Below are 17,664 nucleotides of genomic sequence, written 5' to 3'. Positions count from 1 at the left end.
TCCGCCATGCGGCTTTAGTGCGGTTTTGCGCAATGAGTCATTGGCGACTTCGAAAACGCGCAGTACGCCGATGGCGTTATTTCGGCTGGACTTCAGCGGCCCTGGCAATGGCGGCCGCCGTATGCGCTTCGGCGTCGAGCAATCCACGCAAGGTCACCTGGCTGGTTTCCAGCGCCCCGGAAGTCGAGGAGGCTGCGCCGATGCGCCGCGCGCGCGGCTCGTGCGCATGAATTGTCGAGCGTACCAGCGGATAAATCTGCGTATCCCAGCGCCGCCCGTTGAAAACACCGTAATGGCCCGCACCCGTTTGCACATGATGGGTTTTCATGTAAGGCCGCAGCCCCGAACACAATTCCTGCGCGGCCACGGTCTGTCCCACCGCGCAGATATCGTCCTTTTCGCCCTCCACGGTCAATAGCGCCGTGCGGCGGATCGCATGTGGCTCAACCAGACGTTCGCCAACCTTGAGCTTGCCAAGCGGCAGCGCGTATTCCTGAAACACGGTGCGCACCGTCTCCAGATAAAACTCCGCCGTGAGATCGCTGGTCGCAAAGTATTCGTCGTAAAACACGCGGATCGCCTGCGCTTTCGCGGCGTCGCCCAGGGCGCGTTCGCGCCGCATTTCGGCAAACGAGGCGAGATGCCGTTCGAGATTCATCGACATGAACGCGCCCAGTTGCACGAAGCCGGGATAAACATGCCGACGCGCGCCCGCAAAGCCACCCGGCACCGCGCCGATCAGATTGCGCTCGAACCATTCGATTGGCTTGCTATTGGCGAGATCGTTGACCGCAGTAGGATTCACGCGGCAATCGATCGGGCCCGCCATCAGCGTCATGCTTGCGGGCTGTGCGGGATCGTTATCGGCGGCCATCAGCGCGACCGCTGCGAGCGCAGCCACGGTGGGCTGGCAGATCGCCACCAGATGCGCATCGGGGCCAATGCGGCGAATGAAAGCCATCACGTGCTCAACGTATTCGTCGAAACCAAACCGTCCTGCCGCCAGCGGCACGTCGCGCGGATTGTGCCAGTCGGTGATATAGACATCATGATCGGCCAGCATGGTGCGCACGGTGCCGCGCAGCAGCGTGGCAAAGTGCCCCGACATTGGCGCGACCAGCAGCACGCGCGGTTGCGGCGCGCCCGCGTCCTGCCGTTCCTTGCGAAAGCGCAGCAGCGTCGCAAACGGTGTGCGCTTGACCACTTCTTCCGTCACCGTCACGCGCTCGCCCTCCACCAACACCGAATCGATGCCGAAAGGCGGCCGTGCGTGCGTGAGTCCGGCCAGTTCGATCAATTCGCACCAGGCGTCGATCTCGCGCGTCACGATTGTCGGCCACACGTCGGGCCACGCAGCCAAAGAAGCGCGCGTAAGCGACGCAGCGGCGCGCCACGGCAGCGTGAGATCCGCGAACGCCTGATACGCAGGATAAGCCAGCAGATTCATAGCGCGCCCATGCAGGAAAAGTCACTGTATGGCAGGCAATAGCTATGCCAACGCGGCGCCCATTGGCACGGGCCTTGCACCCGCATTTGCACGCACAATCATGCGCGGTAGCGCATGCACTCGGTCGAGTCTGCATGCTTCAAGCTAGTGCATGACGGCGACCTTCGCGGTGCGCCGCGCCCGTGCCGTGTGCGCAGTGCTCAGGAGACCTGCATGAATCAGACGAATACGAGCCTCACGATCAGCAGCCGCAATTACTCGTCGTGGTCAATGCGCGGCTGGCTGCTCGCGAAGCTCGCGGGCCTTGAGTTCGATACGGTGACGGTGCCCGTCGACGATGCCGCCGCGCGCGCCGAACTCCTGCTGCTATCGCCTTCGATCCTCGTGCCGTGCCTGCGGCACGATGGCATCGAGATCTGGGACACGCTGGCCATTTGCGAATATCTCAACGAAATCTGTCCGGACGCGAAACTGCTGCCCGTCGAGCGCAAGGCACGCTCACACTGCCGCTCGGTCTGCGGCGAAATGCACTCGGGTTTCAGCGCGTTGCGCTCGGCATTGCCGATGAATCTGCGCGGTCATTTTCCGAACTTTCGCATCTGGTCGCGCGCCCAGGACGATATCGAACGCATCGTTGCGATCTGGCGCGAGTGTTTTGCGCAATATGGCGGACCGTGGCTATTCGGCGAAATCGGCGCGGCCGACGCGATGTATGCGCCCGTCGTCACGCGCCTGCTCACCTACGAAGTGCCGATCGATCCCGATATCGGCGAATATTGTCTGCGCGTGCTCAAGCAGCCCTATGTAGCCGAGTGGATTGCAGCGGCACAGACCGAAACCGTGGATATCGACGAACTCGACATGGAGTTCTAGTCACCCGTTATTTCGTCATACCGATTATTTTAAGGCGAACTCAGCGCCTGCACCGCTGAAAAGAACGACGCAACCAGCCTGCTCTCACGGCGCTCCTTGAGACAGCACACGTGAATATGCGTCGAAATTGGGTCGCCTTCGATACGCACTTTGCGCAATCGCTCGTCCGGCACATATTCCGACTCCGACACCGTTCCCACGCCCAGCCCACGCGCCACCGCTTCGCGCAACGCCTCGCGGCTGCCGATCTCCATCGCCACGCGCGGCGTCGCGCCAATACCGGCCAGCGCCTCTTCCAATGCAAGCCGCGTAGTCGAACCGGCCTCGCGCATCAGCAGGCGCTCGCCCGCCAGTTCCGCTAGTTCGATCGACCCGCGCCGCGCGAAGGGATGCGCGGCGTGCACGAACACCACCACGGGATATCGCGCGTAAAGCTGCATGTGATAGCGCTCGTCGTCGGACGCACGCGCCACTACGCCCACATCGCACGTATACGCATCCAGCTCGCGCATCACATGTTCTGAATTGCCGAGCGTGACTGAGAGATGCAAATGCGGATGACGCGCGTGATACGCCTCGATCATTTCCGTCACATGAAACGGCCCCACCGCGCCGATCTTGAGCGAACCATGCGTAAGCGCGCCGCTATCGCGCAGCAGTGAAATGGCGTCGTTCTCCAGCCCGCCGATCTGGCGCGCAATCGGCAACAGATCGAGGCCCACCTCCGAAAGCTCCACACGACGTCCGCGCCGGTGAAATAACTGCACCCCGTGCTCCTGTTCGAGCGCCTGAATCTGCGAGGTCACGGTGGTCTGGCTCATGTTGAGCGCGCGCGCGGCCGCGGTGAAACCGCCGTGATGCACGACCGCAATAAATGCGCGGATCTGGGTCAATGTCATAGAGACGTCATCTTGATGATCGATTTTGTAACTCACCGAAAAATTCGGTGGGAGCACCGAATTTCAACGGGTATTTCGATCATAGCGGCGTCATGTGTCAAAACTATTCTGCTGCTCACACCCGGACTGAATGCATCGCGAATCTCCGGATTCGTCTGATGTGAAGTTCCTACCCCGACCTTTTTGGCTTTTTCGGTGCGAGCATGACGACGACCCCTGCCCTCAACGTTCACTCCCTTAACGAAGCACTGGATTCCCGCGCACGCAATCCACGCCGCGCGACGCCGTACCGTGGCCCCATCACCACCGCGATCTTCGACTGGGCCGGCACGGTGCTGGATTTCGGTTGCATCGCGCCTGTCGAGGCCTTCTGCGAAGCGTTCGCGCTCGCCCAGTTGCCGATCAGCGTGGAAGAAGCGCGTGCGCCGATGGGCGCCGCCAAGCGCGAACATATCGCCATGATCCTGCGCGACGCCAAGGTACAGGCGCGCTGGCTCGCACAATTTGGCCGTGCCTCGAATGAAGACGATATCGACGCGCTCTACGCGTCGTTCCTGCGCATCGATGAAATCAACGTCGCCAAATACAGCGCGCTGATTCCGGGCGCGCTGGAAACCATCGCGGCATTGCGCGCACGCGGCATCGCCATCGGCAGCACCACGGGCTATCCGCGCGAAGTGATGAAGAACCTTCAGCCGATTGCCGCCGCGCACGGTTATGCGCCCGACTTCTGCTGCACGGTGAGCGACGTGGCGCGCGGCCGTCCGTGGCCCGATATGTGCCTCGCCAATGCGCTCGCGCTGGGCGCCGCGCACGTGCAAAGCTGCGTCGTGGTGGACGACAGCCCCACGGGTCTGGAAGCGGGCCTTGCCGCCGGCATGTGGACCGTGGGTATCGTGGCGACGGGCAACGAAGTGGGCCTTTCGCTCGCGCAATGGCAGGCGCTGGACGCCGATGCACGCGAAGCCCTGCTCACTCCCGCGCGCGACAAACTTGCCCGCACCGGCGCGCATTTCCTGATCGACAGCATCGCCGAACTGCCCGGCGTGATCGACGCCATCGAACGTGCACTGGCCGCGGGAGTGGCAGCATGAGCGGCAACCTGCATACATGGAATTTCCACAACCCCGTGCGCGTGCGCTTTGGCGCGGGTTCGCTCGATGAAATCGGCGAAGCCATTGCAGGCCGCCGCTATGTGATCGTCACCTATCCCGATGCGCTGTTCGCCGATCTCGCGGACCGCATCGAAGCGCGCAACGGCCCGGCAATGGGACGCATCGATTCCGTCGAAGCCAATCCTTCGGTGCCGATGCTGCGGCGCGCCTGCGAGCAACTCATCGCGCTTGCCAAGACCGATGAAGCCCCCGAAGTGCTGATTGCGCTGGGCGGCGGCTCCGTGATGGACAGCGCCAAAGTGCTGGCCGCGGAGCACGGCGCATTCGAACCCGTGCTCGCCTACCTCGAAGGCGGTGAAGCCACCGGTCGCCGCGCGCTGCCGATCATCGCCATTCCCACCACTGCAGGCACCGGCAGCGAAGTGACCTGCTGGGCCACGGTTTGGGACCCTGAAAACGACCGCAAGCTTTCGCTCTCGCGCGAAGACCTCTACGCCGAAGCCGTGATCGTCGATCCAAGTCTGATGGTCGGCCTGCCGATGCAGCCGACCATCGCCAGCGGTCTGGATGCACTTTCTCATGCGCTCGAAAGCATCTGGAATGTGCATGCGAATCCCGTCACGCGCGGCCTCGCGATTCATGCGGCGCGCGAACTGATTTCCGGTCTGCAGCGCGTGAGCGAGAATCCTCAGGACCTCGAAGCACGTGGCGCGATGGCGCTGGGCGCGCTGCGCGCCGGCCTTGCGTTCTCAAACACGCGCACTGCGCTCGCACACAACATTTCCTACGCCATCACGCTCTCGCGCGGCGTGGCGCACGGCATTGCCTGCTCGTTCTGCCTGCCAGCGGTGATGGAAGCCGCGCTTGGCGTGGACCCGGATTGCGATGCCGCGCTGGCTGAGATTTTCGGCGATATCGAACAGGCGCCGGCGCAATTGGCCGCCCTGCTCGACACGCTAGGCGTATCGAGCCATCCGTCGGCTTATGGCGTGGACGCGGATCAATGGGAAACCATCGTCGATCACGCCTTCGACGGCGCACGCGGGCGCAACTTCATCGGCCAGCGCGCGAATTTCCCGCACATCGACTTCGCTGCACGCGCGCAAAGCATCGCCGTGCACTGACACCTAACCGTTGCTCATCGATATTCATCGCTCAGGAGAATCCAGCGTGACTACGCACACCTCTGCGCCAGGCTCCGCCCCGCGCACCGTCGAAACCGATGCGCTAGCGCGCCTCGACAACATGCCGTGGACCCGCTTTCACACGCTGATGCTGGTGGCCCTTGGCGTGGGCTGGGCGCTCGATTCGTTCGAGACCAACATCATCGGCAGTGTCTTCGGTGTCCTGAAGACCCAATGGCATCTGAGTTCCGCACAGGGATCGCTTGCTGTGAGCATCTGGGTGTTCGGCATGCTGGTGGGGGCCATCGGCTTCGGCTATCTTGCCGATCGCTACGGCCGCAAGAAGCTCTTTCTCGCGACGCTGCTGTGGTATGCGTTTTTCAGCGTCGCCACGGTGTTCTCGTGGAACTATGAATCGTTCCTGTTCTTCCGCGCCATGACCGCGCTCGCGGTAGGCGGCGAATATTCCGCCGTGACCGCCACGATGGGCGAGTTCATTCCCCGCCGTCATCGCGGCCGTACCGATTCGCTGATTCTCTCGGGCTTTCCGGTGGGCGCGCTGATTTCGGCGGCAATCTCGTACCTCGTGCTCAACCATCTGCCGGGCGCGATCTCGTGGCGCGTGGGCTTTGGCTTCGGCACCACCATGGCGCTGCTGTTCTTCTGGATTCGCCGCGTGATTCCCGAATCGCCGCGCTGGCTGCTGCAACAAGGCCGCGTAGCGGAAGCTGAAGCGATCGTCGAAAGCATCGCCGCGAGCGCCGCGCATAGCAAGCTCACACAACAGGAGCGCGCCCAGGCTGCACAGCGTTATCCGAAGACCACACTGGTGCCCGTGCATCCCGCCTTCTGGCGCAATCTGCGTGAGTTGTTTGGCGCGTATCGCATGCGCTGCGGCCTGGCCAGCGCGCTGAACTTCTCGCAGGCCGCCGTGGTGTATGGCGTACTGTCGCTGATGGCGCTGGTGATCCTGCCGTACATGAAGGTATCCGCCGCCGACATGCCGATCTACTACGTCTACGGCAATGCTGCCGCACTTGCGGGCGGTCTGACTGCCGCGGTGCTGGTCGAGGCCTGGGGCCGCCGTGCTTCGCTGTTCGTCAGCTACACCTTCACGACGCTCGCCATCGTGGTGATCTACGCGATGCACACGCTGCCTGGCATGGTGATCGGCTATTGCCTGATCCAGTTTGGCGTGACGTGGGCGTATATCTCGGGTTACGTGGTGTCTTCGGAGATCCTCCCGACGCGTATCCGCGCTACCGGCCTGGGGATCTCCGTGGCGGTGGGACGTCTGGGTGCGGTGATTGCACCGCTGATGCTGACCAATGTCTATGCGGCTTCGGGCACGCCCTCGGCGGCGCTGATCGGTCTGCTGCTGCTCGCCTTGCCCGGCCCGATCGCGGCGGCGGCATGGTGGATGATGGGTCGCGAAACACGCAATGTGTCGCTGGAAGAAGGCAGTGTGGACGATGGTTTCAAGCTGCCGGCCGAGGGAGTGCCGCGCGTGGCCTGATCACTCGTTCAATAGCGGTTGATTGTGCTTGATGCCAGACGGCGCCCGGTTCGGAAGAACCGGGCGCCGTTTTCTTTTGACCGGTCTTTTATGTCGGGATCGCTTTTTGCTAAATCCCCCACTTAATGTCCGGACAACAATCTCCGGGTTTATTTGTCGATATAGCAATAAAGAAGCGCAGCACCTGAACGATGAAACGACAGCTTATGTACCCTCTGCAACGCCTCAACCTGTCAACAGTGACAGGTTTAAATCAATGCGCCCGCGAACGGGTACTGACCAATCCGGCGGAAAGCGCGTGCCAGCCGGACTTACAAGCGCTTTCCAACGGACTTTCTTCATATTTTTTGGCGATGCATAGATGCACTTCGCTTACCGCTTTTAAAGGCAGCGGCATCTTTTTCTCGATCTTCGATAGCACGCTAACTGTTGGCCCGATTTTTATCGCAAGATTTTCCGAATTGCTATATCCACCAAATTATTTCGTTCCCGCTGAAAAACTTTTTTACATGTTCGTACCGCTTCGTCCATTCGTCACCGATTAATATCTGACCCAATACGAATAAAAGCGAGGCGGCGCAATGAACTCCACACCGCGGTCGATTTCTGCAAGAAGACGGGGCGTCAAAATCGCTGCCCCTGCGTCGCGCGCCACTTGCGACGCAAGGCCGGCGCATTCCTGCGCGCTCTCCCCACCCGAGCGATCCAGCAGATCGCACTGATCTGACTGACTGATTACCGCAAGCGCAAGGGCAAAAACACCACGCTTCGCTTCATGCGCCGGACTTACCGTCCGTCGCCGGTCCAACTCGTCCCGAGAGAACCGCACTTGATCTCCTGCACGCATCGCGCGCCGCGCGCGCTACTCCTTGCCACCTGTTTCGGCATACTAATCAATACGCCGTCCTTTGCTGCCGATCCCGGCGCCGATACCAACGGCTTCACGCAACTGAACCGCAGCATCCCTGTCACGCGTGTCGTCACGCTGCGCGAACTGGGTCTGCTCAGCGCCGTCACACTGACCGCGCCAGATACGCGGCGCGAGTTCTTCCTGCCCGTTCCCGCCGACGTGCCGATCAGCGACGCCACGCTCCAATTCGACGGCGGCTACGTGCGCGGCGACGGCGGCCGCACTACCATGCTGCTCTCGCTCGACGGCTCGCCGGTCGCCTCGCGCGCGCTCGACAAGTCAGAAGGCGGCGTGAACGTCAATCTGGGCGTGGACGGCGCGCCGCGTTCGGTGGGCTTCGTGCGGCTGGGTCTCGGCTACGCATCGGTCATCAATGACAACGTTTGCACCGATCAGACCGCCATCGGCAACGTGCTGCGCGTCGATCCGTCCACGCGCCTGAGCTACCGTTTCGACCCGGCCGACGTACGCGATCTGCGCACCGCCTGGAGCGCGCTGCCCTATGCGCCGGTGCTCACCGTGGCGGGCGCACAACTGGACGCCGCCTCGCTCGACACAGCCTGGCGCACCGACGCCCTGCTGCAGCGCGACGGCAAGCGGCCCACCATGCAGGCCGTGCCCGCCGTGGGCCAGCCTGCCGATCTGCGCGGCTTCGATCCCACGACCATCCCCGCCGCCTTGCGCGGCATTCCCGCATTCGATGCGCTCGCAACGGCTGCGAATGCGCCGGACGCAGGCCAACACGTCGTCGCCAATGCCGCCGAACTGGGCGCGCTGCTCGCGCTCGCGCCGCGCAATGCATTCGGCCCCGACGTGCTGCTCGCCGACGCGGCGCTACGCACGCGCTTCAATAGCGCGCTCGACGCGTTACGCGCCCAGATCGCCACTAGTGCGCCGGGCGAACTGCCTGGCTTCGACGCCTGGCGCGCGAATAGTGCCGCGCAGATCGTCGCGCCGCTTGCCGCCGGCGAGGCGCGCGTCGCGCACTACGGCGGCCGCGCCGTGATCGTCGTGGGCGACAACGCGGGCGCGAGCGTGCTTGCGCATAGCTGGCGTCCCATCGACGTATCGCAGCGCGTGGTGGTCCATCACATCGATCCGGGCGCGCGTCTGCATGGCGACACCATCCTGCTTTCGGATCTGGGCGGCGAGCCACGCAGCGTGGACGTTCATTCGATCGATTCGTGGGAAGCCAGCTTCGACCTCGCGGCGGCCTCCGGCGAAAAGAAGCTGCCCGATGAAGTCGTGCTGGATCTTGCGGCCTCGCCGACGCTTTCCAACGGCGCCGCCACCGCGACGGTCTATTTCAACGACGTGATGATCGGCGCGAAGCTGCTCGACGTGGACGGTCATCGCCAGCGTCTGCGCCTGAAGATCCCGCGCTATGCGCTCGCGCGCACCAATAACCTGCGCGTGACCTTCCGGCGTCAGCCCGATGCGGGTTGCCAGGCGCGCCAGGCGTATCCGGTCGCGGTGCTGCCCAGCAGCCATCTGACACTCGCGGACGGCACGCCGGGCGCCGACTTCGTCGGCATGGCCGCGCGCTATGCGTCTTCGGCGACAGTGATCGTGCCCCAGGCGTATCTGGACGACGCGCTCCATAGCGTGCCACGCCTCGCCGTACTCACCGGCGCGGCGGGCGTTGCGCCGTTGCCCGCGCACTTCGAGGTGATCGGCAAGGGGCAGTCCGCGCATCCCTCGGGACCCTTCCTCGCCACCGACGTGGCACTCGCCGACGAAAGCGATCCCGTCGCGTTCTCGCCTGACCGACTGCAACTGACCTCGACGCACGGCGACAAACTGATCGACGTCTCCGGTCTCTCGCGCCTCGCGGTGCTGAGCGTGGGCACTTCGGGCGACGCGCATGGCATCGTGTATCGCTCGACGGGCAACGCGCCGGTGCTGACCGACAAGCTCCAGCTTTCACGCGGCAATATCGCCGTGGTGGACGCCACGGGCGTGCTCAAGCGCTTCGACACCATCAATCCCGACGACCTCGCCGCGACCGGCGCGGACAGCACGGCCTGGGTCACGCACCATTGGGCGCGCTGGGGCATCCCTTTCGTGCTGATGTTGTTGCTGCTCGCGCTGATCGTGATTGCACAGATCGCCCGCAAGCGCCGCACCGCACAGACGAGCGAAGAGCGTCGCGCCGCCGCGCAACAGCCGCCCGTGAGTGGTGCGAGTAATGGCATGACCAATGGCACAAACAGCGGCAACAAGAGCGCACCGCCGCGAGACAAGCCATGATGCTCGCCACGCTCGGCTTCTATGGGCGCATTGCGCTCGCGGAGTATTACCAGTGGCTAGAGCATGCGGCCGTGTTCGTCTCGGCCATCATCCTGCTGTCGAGCCTCGATGATCTGTTCATCGACCTCTGGTACTGGATCCGCGAAACCGTGCGCCACTTCACGGTGAAACGGCAATACAAGCCGCTCACCGTCGCGCAATTGCACCAGCGCACGGAACAGCCACTTGCGATCATGGTGCCCGCGTGGCAGGAGCACGACGTGATCGCCGCGATGATCGAGGACCTCGTGCGGGTGCTCGATTACCGCGCCTATCGCGTGTTCGTCGGCACCTATCAGAACGATGCGGCGACCATCGCCGAAGTGGAGCGCATGCGTCATCGCTACAAGCATCTGCATCGCGTGGAAGTGCCACACGACGGGCCGACCTGCAAGGCCGATTGCCTGAACTGGATCGTGCAGGCAGTGTTTCGCTACGAATTCGAGGCGGGCACCGAATTCGCCGGCGTGGTCATGCACGACAGCGAGGACGTGCTGCATCCGCTCGAATTGAAGTTCTTCAACTACCTGCTGCCACGCAAGGACATGATCCAGTTGCCCGTGGCGTCGCTCGAACGCGACTGGTGCGAGCTGGTTGCTGGCACCTATATGGACGAGTTCGCGGAATGGCACGCCAAGGATCTGGTGGTACGCGAGAGCCTCGTGGGCGCGGTGCCGTCGGCGGGTGTGGGCACCTGCTTTTCGCGCCGCGCGATGCTCGCGCTGATCGACGACACCAAAGCGCAGCCCTTCAACACTGAAAGTCTTACGGAGGATTACGACATCGGCGAGCGCATCGGCCGCATGGGATTGCAATCGATCTTCGCGCGCTTTCCGGTGCAATTCGTTACGCACCGCACGACGTGGTTCGGTCTCGGCCCCGAGCGCGAAGTCACCACCACGATGCCGCTGTGCGTGCGCGAGTACTTTCCCGACACGCTTCGAACTGCTTATCGTCAGCGCGCACGCTGGACGCTGGGCATTGGCCTGCAAGGATGGGCGCTCACGGGCTGGACCGGCTCGATCGCCAACCGCTACCTGCTACTGCGCGACCGCAAGGGCATCGTGACGTCGTTCGTCGGCATGGTGGGCTATCTGCTGGTGATCCAGTTCATGCTGTTCGCGCTGGCATCGCTGCTCGGCCTCACGCCCGACCTCTTTCCCTCACCGTTCATCGACTCGCCGTGGATGAATACGCTGCTGACCGCGAACTTCATTGCCTTGCTGTTGCGCGTGGGACAGCGCGTGATCTTCACGACGCGCCTCTATGGCTGGGAGCACGGCGTGCTCGCGGTGCCGCGCCTCATCATCAGCAACTTCATCAATTTTCTGGCTGCGCTGCGTGCGTGGCGGCTGTTCCTGATCCATCTGATTACGGGCAAGCGCCTCACCTGGGACAAGACGATGCACGATTTTCCGAGTGCGGGCGGCCTGCGCAACACACGGCAGACGCTTGGCGAATTGCTGGTGTCCTGGCAGGCAATCGACCCGGCGACGCTCGAACGCGCGCTGCACGAAGAGCATGCGCGCGAAGCGCCGCTCGGGCGTGTGCTGATGGCCAATGGCTGGCTAGACGAAGAAACGCTCGCCGAAGCCGTGGCGTTCCAGACCGACCTGCCGCGCGGCAATTTCGTGCCTGCAAAACTGGACGATCCCGACAATCAGGTGCCCATCGACGTGCTCGTGCGTCTGCGCACGCTGCCGCAAGGCATCGACGAGAGCGGCCATGCCGTGTTCGTCGCCGCGAGTCTGCTGACTGACGAAGCAATCGACGATCTGCATTCGATCACGCAACGCACGGTGGCGCTGCATATCGTGCGCGAGAGCGAGGTGACGGCCGGACTGCGCATTCTGCGCCGTGTGGAAGAGCCGTTGCTGGTGGGAGAAAACGGCGAAGTGGCCGTGATGTCGCCCGCCGACCTGGGCGCGACGCGCGGCGTCCCGCTGCTCGGCGACATGCTGATCGAAATGGGCCTTGTTTCAAGGGCTAGATTCGACGCGGCGTTGCAGGAATACCGCCCCGACCGCGACGGTCGTATTGGCGATTTCATGGTGGCACGCCACATCATTTCGCGCGAGGCGCTGCAAAGCGCCATTGCCGCCCAGCGGCAACTGCGCGACGCGCAAACGGGAGGCCGATGACGCGCGCCGTACACAACAACAAGACCGATCGCCGTGCGCCGCGCACGGCCGCCGCCGCGTGGCTGCTGGCCGCGCTCACCGTGCTCCATGCACCGCAAGCATTCGCCGATCATCCGCTGCCGCTCGAACTGTCGGGCGCGGCCTATCGGGTCGCGCGCGAAGCCTATGCCGCGTACAACGCGCATCGTTACGACGAAAGCGCCACGCTGGCAAGCGAAGCCATCCGCCAGCGGCCCGATGTGATCGAACTGCGCGTGCTGCGTGCGAACGCACTCGCGGCGGGCGGCCATCGCACAGAGGCCGAACGCGAGTTGAGCGACGCGATCCGGGATCTCGGGCCCAACGAAGCGCTGGTCTCACGACGCGCGCAGATCGCCGCTGCGGGCGCGGGCGGCGCGAGCGACCTGCCGGGCCGTGCGGGCGTGGAAGCGCGCGCCGCGTATGACGCCTATGCGCACAAGGACTACGGCGACGCCATCGACCACGCACGTCAGGCGATTGCGATTGCGCCCGAAGTCGAACGCCTGCGCTATCTGTTGATCGATGCGCTTTCCGCTTCGGGCCACGACGATGAAGCGTGGACCGCCGCGCAGGACGCAACGGCACGGTTTGGCGAGACCACCGAATTGCACTCGCGCCGCACGGACATTGGCGCGAAGCTTGCGCCACAGGCTTCGGTTGCCTCTTATGACGCGCGCGAGCGCGGCGACCTGGACACCGCGCGAAAGCTCGCGCAACAGGCTGTCGCGTACGCGCCGGAGCGCAGCGCATTCCGGATGCAATTACTCGACGTGCTATTCGCGCGTGGCGATCTGGCGGGCGCGGAAGCCGCTGCAGGTGCGGCCATCGCGCAGGACAACACGAATCCGCTCGCGTGGACGCTGCGCGGTTACGCTCGCGCTGCGCAGCATGAGCGAAATGCCGACGATGACTTCTCGCACGCCATCGCGCTTTCATCGAATGATTCGGATCGCCAGGTAAAGGACACCGAGCGCGCCGCACGAGACGCCCGCACGGCACGCGCAATCATCGCGGACGTGCGCCTCGCGCAGCATCGGCCGCAGGAAGCGCTGGACGTACTCGCGCCGCTGCAAGCAGCGCACGACGACACCGATGCGGTCATTGCCCTGCGCCGCCAGCGCGCCCATCGCATGCTTGCTGTCCATGACGCAAGCCGCGTCGCGGATATCGACCCGCTCGCGCGCCCCATCTTCGATTGCCACGACGACGCATTCGGCGCCGCCTGCGATCTCTACGCCGCGGACCCCGCTTTCGCAGACGTTCGCACCGCGCGCGAAGCGACGGCGCGCGGCGATCATGCAACGGCTGTCACGGCGCTGCGCTCCGCCGTCGCCGCCGCGCCCGACGACCCGCAGCATCGCCTCGAACTGATCGACGCGCTGGTCGCGAACGGGGACACGCGTGCGGCGCGCAACGCGGCGCGCGATGCGCTCGCCAGCGGCGTCATCGACGGGATGGACCCGCTCCAGGTCGCGTACCTCGCACAACGAGCGGGCGACACACCCCGCGCTTACGCGGCATTCGCGCAGGCCGACGCCGAGGGCGCACTGCCGCCCTCGGCCGCCGGCGACGCGGGCTATGCGGCCTTGCAGACGCATCACAACGCCCAGGGCGCGAAATGGCTCGAACGCGCAATCGACAACGGCACGCAATCTGCGAACGCCAATGACCACTCGACGCCGATGACCCCGCAAGCGCTCGCCGACGCCCGCAGCGCCCACGCGGACGCCACCCGCAACTGGGGCTTCAACGCCACGCTCAACTATCGCGGCGGCGGCATCCAGAACGGCCTTGTCAGCAATCCTACGCCCGGTATCGCCAACAACTGGCAGGCGGGCACGGAAGCCTACTGGCGTCCGTTCGGCAGCCTGGGCGAGCGCGCCTTCGAACTCTACGCACGCGGCTATGAAAACTTCGGCGTCAAAGGCGATTCGCCTTCGGGCGTACAGACCTTGCAGGCAGCGCTGGGCGCACGCGTGAAGCCATTCACCTCGACCAACGCGATCTTCGCCTTCGAACGCATCCTGCCGATTGGCTCCAGCGTGCGCGGCGACTGGCTGGCGCGCGCGGCGTGGTCGGATGGCTTCGGCACGACCTTGCGCCAGGACGTACCAAGCTGGTGGACCGGCGTGGCGTACGGCGAAGTGGGTCACTACATCCAGCATCCTTCGACCTACGCAACCGCCAACGTGCGTGTGGGGCGCACCTTCCGGCTCGACGCGATCGACCCGCGTCTGACCGTGTTCCCGCACCTGGTGGCGGGCGCGGATTACGATTCGGCCATCGACCATAGTGTGCCTGTAGGCATCGGCGCAGGCGTGGCGGCACGTTTCTGGTTTCGCGGCGGCCCCTATGATGCACCGCGCTCATTCGTCGATGTATCGGTGCAATATCGCGTTCGTGTAGCAGGCGACGACCGCGCCAAGGGCGTGTTTTTCGGCGCGACTTTCTCGTATTGATTACATCCGATGTAATTGGCGCGCTGTCGCGACGCGCCTACTCTTTGCCTGTCGCGCTGCCAAACCGGCCGCGCTCCACGGCAAGGAGCCATCATGTCCCGCTTTCCTCTTTACACTCTCGACACCGCGCCCGCTCAATCGCAACCCGTTCTGCAGCAACTCCAGCAGGCATTCGGCATCGTCCCGAATATCGCCGGGAAAATGGCGGCTTCGCCGGTGCTCATCAACGGCTTTATCGGCCTCTTCCAGCGCGTTCACACCAGCAGCCTGAGCGAAGCGCAGATTCAGGTGCTATTGCTCACCAATGCCGTCACCAACGCAAGCGAGTGGGCCGTCGCTTTTCATAGCGCGCTGGCCTTGCAGCAAGGCGTCGAACAAGCCGATGTCGATGCGATCCGCGCGGGCGGCGTGCCGCGCGACGCGCAACTCGCGGCGCTCTCGGCGCTTGCGCGAGCGCTGATCGAGACGCGCGGCCGCATCGGCGACGTGGATCAACAGCGCTTTATCGGCGCGGGCTTCAGCGCCGAGCAGATTCTTGAAGTGATCGCCGTGGTGGCCGCATCGACGATCACGAACTACACGGGCAGCGTGACGCAGCCGGAACTGGAAGCGCCGTTCAGTGCGTTCGCGTGGCGTGCGGGCGCGCGCTGAGTCCGTTATATTCGAAGGCCTCCACCGGGAGCATTCCATGAAAGACACCGAGTTCGGCAAATTGCTGCGTTACTGGCGCGACGTGCGCGGCGTGAGCCAGCTCGACCTCTCGCTGGAGGCCGGCGTCTCGCAACGGCAGATCAGCTTTATCGAAAGCGGCCGCAGCGTGCCTGGCCGCGACACCATTCTCACGCTCGCGCAAACGCTCGACGTGCCGCTGCGCGAGCGCAATGCGCTGCTGCATGCGGCGGGCTATGCGCCGATGTATTCAGAAGCGCCATGGGACGCAAAGGAGATGCAAGGCGTGATCCGCGCGCTGGAGCGCATCATGCGGCAACACGAACCATTTCCCGCGATAGCGATGGACCGGCATTGGAATGTGTTGATGACCAATGCGGCCGCGCCGCGTTTTTTCGGGCATTTCATCGATATGAACGCGCGCACCGGGCCGCGCAATATGCTGCATCTGATGTTCGATCCGCAAGCGATGCGACCTTTTGTTCACGATTGGGAGAATGTCGCGCGCAGCCTTTTGCAGCGTGTGCATCGTGAGGCCGTTGGGCATGTGATCGATGGCAATACGCAGACGCTTCTTGATGCGTTGCTGGCGTATCCGGATGTTCCTGCCGATTGGCGCACGCATCATGCGCCGGTTTCAACGGCTGCGCTGCCAGTGATTCCTTTGGCATTCGAATGCGACGGGAAGGTGCGGCGTTATTTTTCGATGGTGACGAGCGTTGGTACGCCGCTAAGCGTCGCCGCACAGGAGCTGAGACTGGAGTCCATGTTTCCTGCGGATGAGGAGACTGAGGCGTGGCATGGGCGGGTGTTTAACGTTCTGCCGGAGCGGGCATCGTGACGTGAGAAAATGCGTCGTTCGCATTCTTTCCAAATCGTCATGCATTCTCAATGCCCGTTTGGTCCTCGCCCATCCAACGTGCAATCAAAGCAAGTCCGCCACGCTCGCGGCCAGACCTCACCTGGAGCGATGGCTCGAAAGATTGGTACGCAAGGCACACGATCTTGCTGAAATTGGTGTGCTGGCCGGCATGGCCAATGAAACCGGCACGGCTATGCGTGTGGCGGCGTGGGGCTACGGGGCAGCAAGTTCGACGGGCGGCCGCGCATGGCTGGCCGCTGCAAATTACGAGCCGGTGACGGCGAGCTATCTCAACTTGCTGAGGATGTGAAATCGCGTTCCAGCCAGGCGCACAGGCAATGTCGACACACCGGCCAGCAGAGCCCACGCATCTGCTCGCGCTCGCGTTCATTGTCGATCCGATACGTACCCGTCGAAACATCGATCCCATCGCCTAACGCGTAACGTAGCAACGCCTGATCGAACCACCACGAGTATCCGCCCCTCTCGTGCGGAAATGTCACCCTGATCGAACGCCCGCCCAGTGATGGCACATTGCGGCAAACCGCCTTTACGATCGCGGGAGAAGCCAGCGACTCACGCGAAATGCCATGTGTATTGCAGGCGTACATCGGGCGGCGTGACTCCGCGTTGTCTGCGATTGCCGATGCATCGATTGCGCGCTCGTAGGGAGTGGGTTGCTCCGGCTCCTCTCCGGAACGCACGAGCAGTTCATCGCGGCAATCCGGGCAGACCTTCTGCCATGTGGCCCGCAAGGCAGCGATCATCGGTAAATCCCGCACATGGGCCACGCCGTCGGCAACATGTGCCACACCCTTGTGCTCGTGCAGTTCCGCCCACGTCATCCAGGCTACTGCGGTGCGCTTTGGTCGGTCCAGCGAGACTCTTATCAGTTCGCCACCGGCAAATACTCCCCGTGCGCCGATGCGCGCCGCGACGCCGGGCGACGCGCTGCCGATGTACCGCAATCCGTGACGTGAGCACAGCATCATTTCACTCATCGCTGCACCACCCCAAGCGCCACCACACCGGGTCTTTCCGGACTCGCATCCTCGTGAAAAATATCGTCCAGGTACTGCGCGAGTTCATCGGCGCCCACGGAATCCGGGATCTCGAACGGCGCGCGCCTGCGCTTGCCCTCCTCGCCGATCAGGTACGCCACCCACGCGCCTTCTTTCCTGGCGATCGCCATCCGGCGACCAAATACATCGAATCGATATTCTTCCGGCATAGCGTGCACGCTCCCGCTCACGTGATGACCGTTAGACTTTAACAGTTGAGCACGCAACGTTGAACGTTTCAACGAAAACGTCCCGAGACTCACCCGATACTCACCCGG

Annotated in this window: 15 protein-coding genes; 11 read left to right on the top strand and 4 right to left on the bottom strand. The window is 63.7% G+C overall.

The features are described 5' to 3' along the window. Nucleotides 1–76: 76 nt before the first annotated feature. The gene (phaZ, locus tag F3J17_RS03055; protein WP_167053630.1) at nucleotides 77–1,447 is read right to left on the bottom strand and encodes a polyhydroxyalkanoate depolymerase; all 1,371 of its coding nucleotides are present in this window, start codon (nucleotides 1,445–1,447) and stop codon (nucleotides 77–79) included. Nucleotides 1,448–1,660: 213 nt separating this feature from the next. Here phaZ and F3J17_RS03050 point away from each other — a divergent pair, with 213 nt between their 5' ends. Continuing rightward, the gene (locus tag F3J17_RS03050; protein ID WP_167053628.1) at nucleotides 1,661–2,320 is read left to right on the top strand and encodes a glutathione S-transferase family protein; all 660 of its coding nucleotides are present in this window, start codon (nucleotides 1,661–1,663) and stop codon (nucleotides 2,318–2,320) included. Nucleotides 2,321–2,349: 29 nt separating this feature from the next. Here the strand turns inward: F3J17_RS03050 and F3J17_RS03045 are convergent, their stop codons facing one another. Further along, on the bottom strand, nucleotides 2,350–3,219 hold the full coding sequence (locus F3J17_RS03045; RefSeq protein WP_167053626.1) for a LysR substrate-binding domain-containing protein: 870 nt from the start codon (nucleotides 3,217–3,219) through the stop codon (nucleotides 2,350–2,352). A gap of 203 nt (nucleotides 3,220–3,422) precedes the next feature. On the opposite strand from F3J17_RS03045, the gene phnX reads away from it, so the two are divergent. From phnX to F3J17_RS02995, 10 genes are all read left to right on the top strand, one after another. Next, nucleotides 3,423–4,313, top strand: a complete 891-nt coding sequence (phnX, locus tag F3J17_RS03040) for a phosphonoacetaldehyde hydrolase (RefSeq protein ID WP_167053624.1) — start codon at nucleotides 3,423–3,425, stop codon at nucleotides 4,311–4,313. Next, entirely contained in the window at nucleotides 4,310–5,458 is a 1,149-nt protein-coding gene (gene psrA, locus F3J17_RS03035) for an iron-containing alcohol dehydrogenase PsrA (RefSeq protein ID WP_240160735.1), read from the top strand. Before phnX ends, psrA begins: the two co-directional genes overlap by 4 nt. A gap of 121 nt (nucleotides 5,459–5,579) precedes the next feature. Continuing rightward, on the top strand, nucleotides 5,580–6,974 hold the full coding sequence (locus tag F3J17_RS03030; RefSeq protein ID WP_167054474.1) for an MFS transporter: 1,395 nt from the start codon (nucleotides 5,580–5,582) through the stop codon (nucleotides 6,972–6,974). 191 nt (nucleotides 6,975–7,165) lie between these two features. Continuing rightward, entirely contained in the window at nucleotides 7,166–7,519 is a 354-nt protein-coding gene (locus tag F3J17_RS03025) for a hypothetical protein (RefSeq protein ID WP_167053622.1), read from the top strand. A gap of 284 nt (nucleotides 7,520–7,803) precedes the next feature. Beyond that, the gene (locus tag F3J17_RS03020) at nucleotides 7,804–10,134 is read left to right on the top strand and encodes a cellulose biosynthesis cyclic di-GMP-binding regulatory protein BcsB (protein ID WP_240160734.1); all 2,331 of its coding nucleotides are present in this window, start codon (nucleotides 7,804–7,806) and stop codon (nucleotides 10,132–10,134) included. Then, a complete protein-coding gene (locus F3J17_RS03015; protein ID WP_167053618.1) occupies nucleotides 10,131–12,314 on the top strand; it encodes a glycosyl transferase family protein in 2,184 nt (727 codons plus the stop codon). The genes F3J17_RS03020 and F3J17_RS03015 overlap by 4 nt, the downstream gene beginning before the upstream one ends. Then, entirely contained in the window at nucleotides 12,311–14,794 is a 2,484-nt protein-coding gene (locus F3J17_RS03010) for a bacteriophage N4 adsorption protein A (protein WP_167053616.1), read from the top strand. The genes F3J17_RS03015 and F3J17_RS03010 overlap by 4 nt, the downstream gene beginning before the upstream one ends. Before the next feature lie 93 nt (nucleotides 14,795–14,887). Beyond that, nucleotides 14,888–15,445: a carboxymuconolactone decarboxylase family protein gene (locus F3J17_RS03005; protein ID WP_167053614.1), complete on the top strand. Its 558-nt coding sequence runs from the start codon at nucleotides 14,888–14,890 to the stop codon at nucleotides 15,443–15,445. 37 nt (nucleotides 15,446–15,482) lie between these two features. After that, complete coding sequence (locus tag F3J17_RS03000; protein WP_167054472.1) at nucleotides 15,483–16,304, top strand: helix-turn-helix transcriptional regulator; 822 nt, start codon at nucleotides 15,483–15,485, stop codon at nucleotides 16,302–16,304. Between the two features lies 1 nt (nucleotide 16,305). Next, entirely contained in the window at nucleotides 16,306–16,635 is a 330-nt protein-coding gene (locus F3J17_RS02995) for a hypothetical protein (RefSeq protein WP_167053612.1), read from the top strand. Here the strand turns inward: F3J17_RS02995 and F3J17_RS02990 are convergent. After that, nucleotides 16,616–17,326 carry a hypothetical protein gene (locus F3J17_RS02990; RefSeq protein WP_167053611.1) on the bottom strand — a complete coding sequence of 237 codons (711 nt, stop codon included), beginning with the start codon at nucleotides 17,324–17,326 and terminating at the stop codon, nucleotides 16,616–16,618. The two genes, F3J17_RS02995 and F3J17_RS02990, sit on opposite strands and share 20 nt — an antisense overlap. Continuing rightward, entirely contained in the window at nucleotides 17,323–17,556 is a 234-nt protein-coding gene (locus tag F3J17_RS02985; protein ID WP_167053609.1) for a hypothetical protein, read from the bottom strand. Before F3J17_RS02985 ends, F3J17_RS02990 begins: the two co-directional genes overlap by 4 nt. Nucleotides 17,557–17,664 lie beyond the last annotated feature (108 nt).

This window comes from Burkholderia sp. Ax-1719, from assembly GCF_011753055.1.
Classification (GTDB): Bacteria; Pseudomonadota; Gammaproteobacteria; order Burkholderiales; family Burkholderiaceae; genus Paraburkholderia.
Note: the sequence above shows the minus strand (reverse complement) of the source record. Positions and strands in the feature narration are given on the sequence as shown.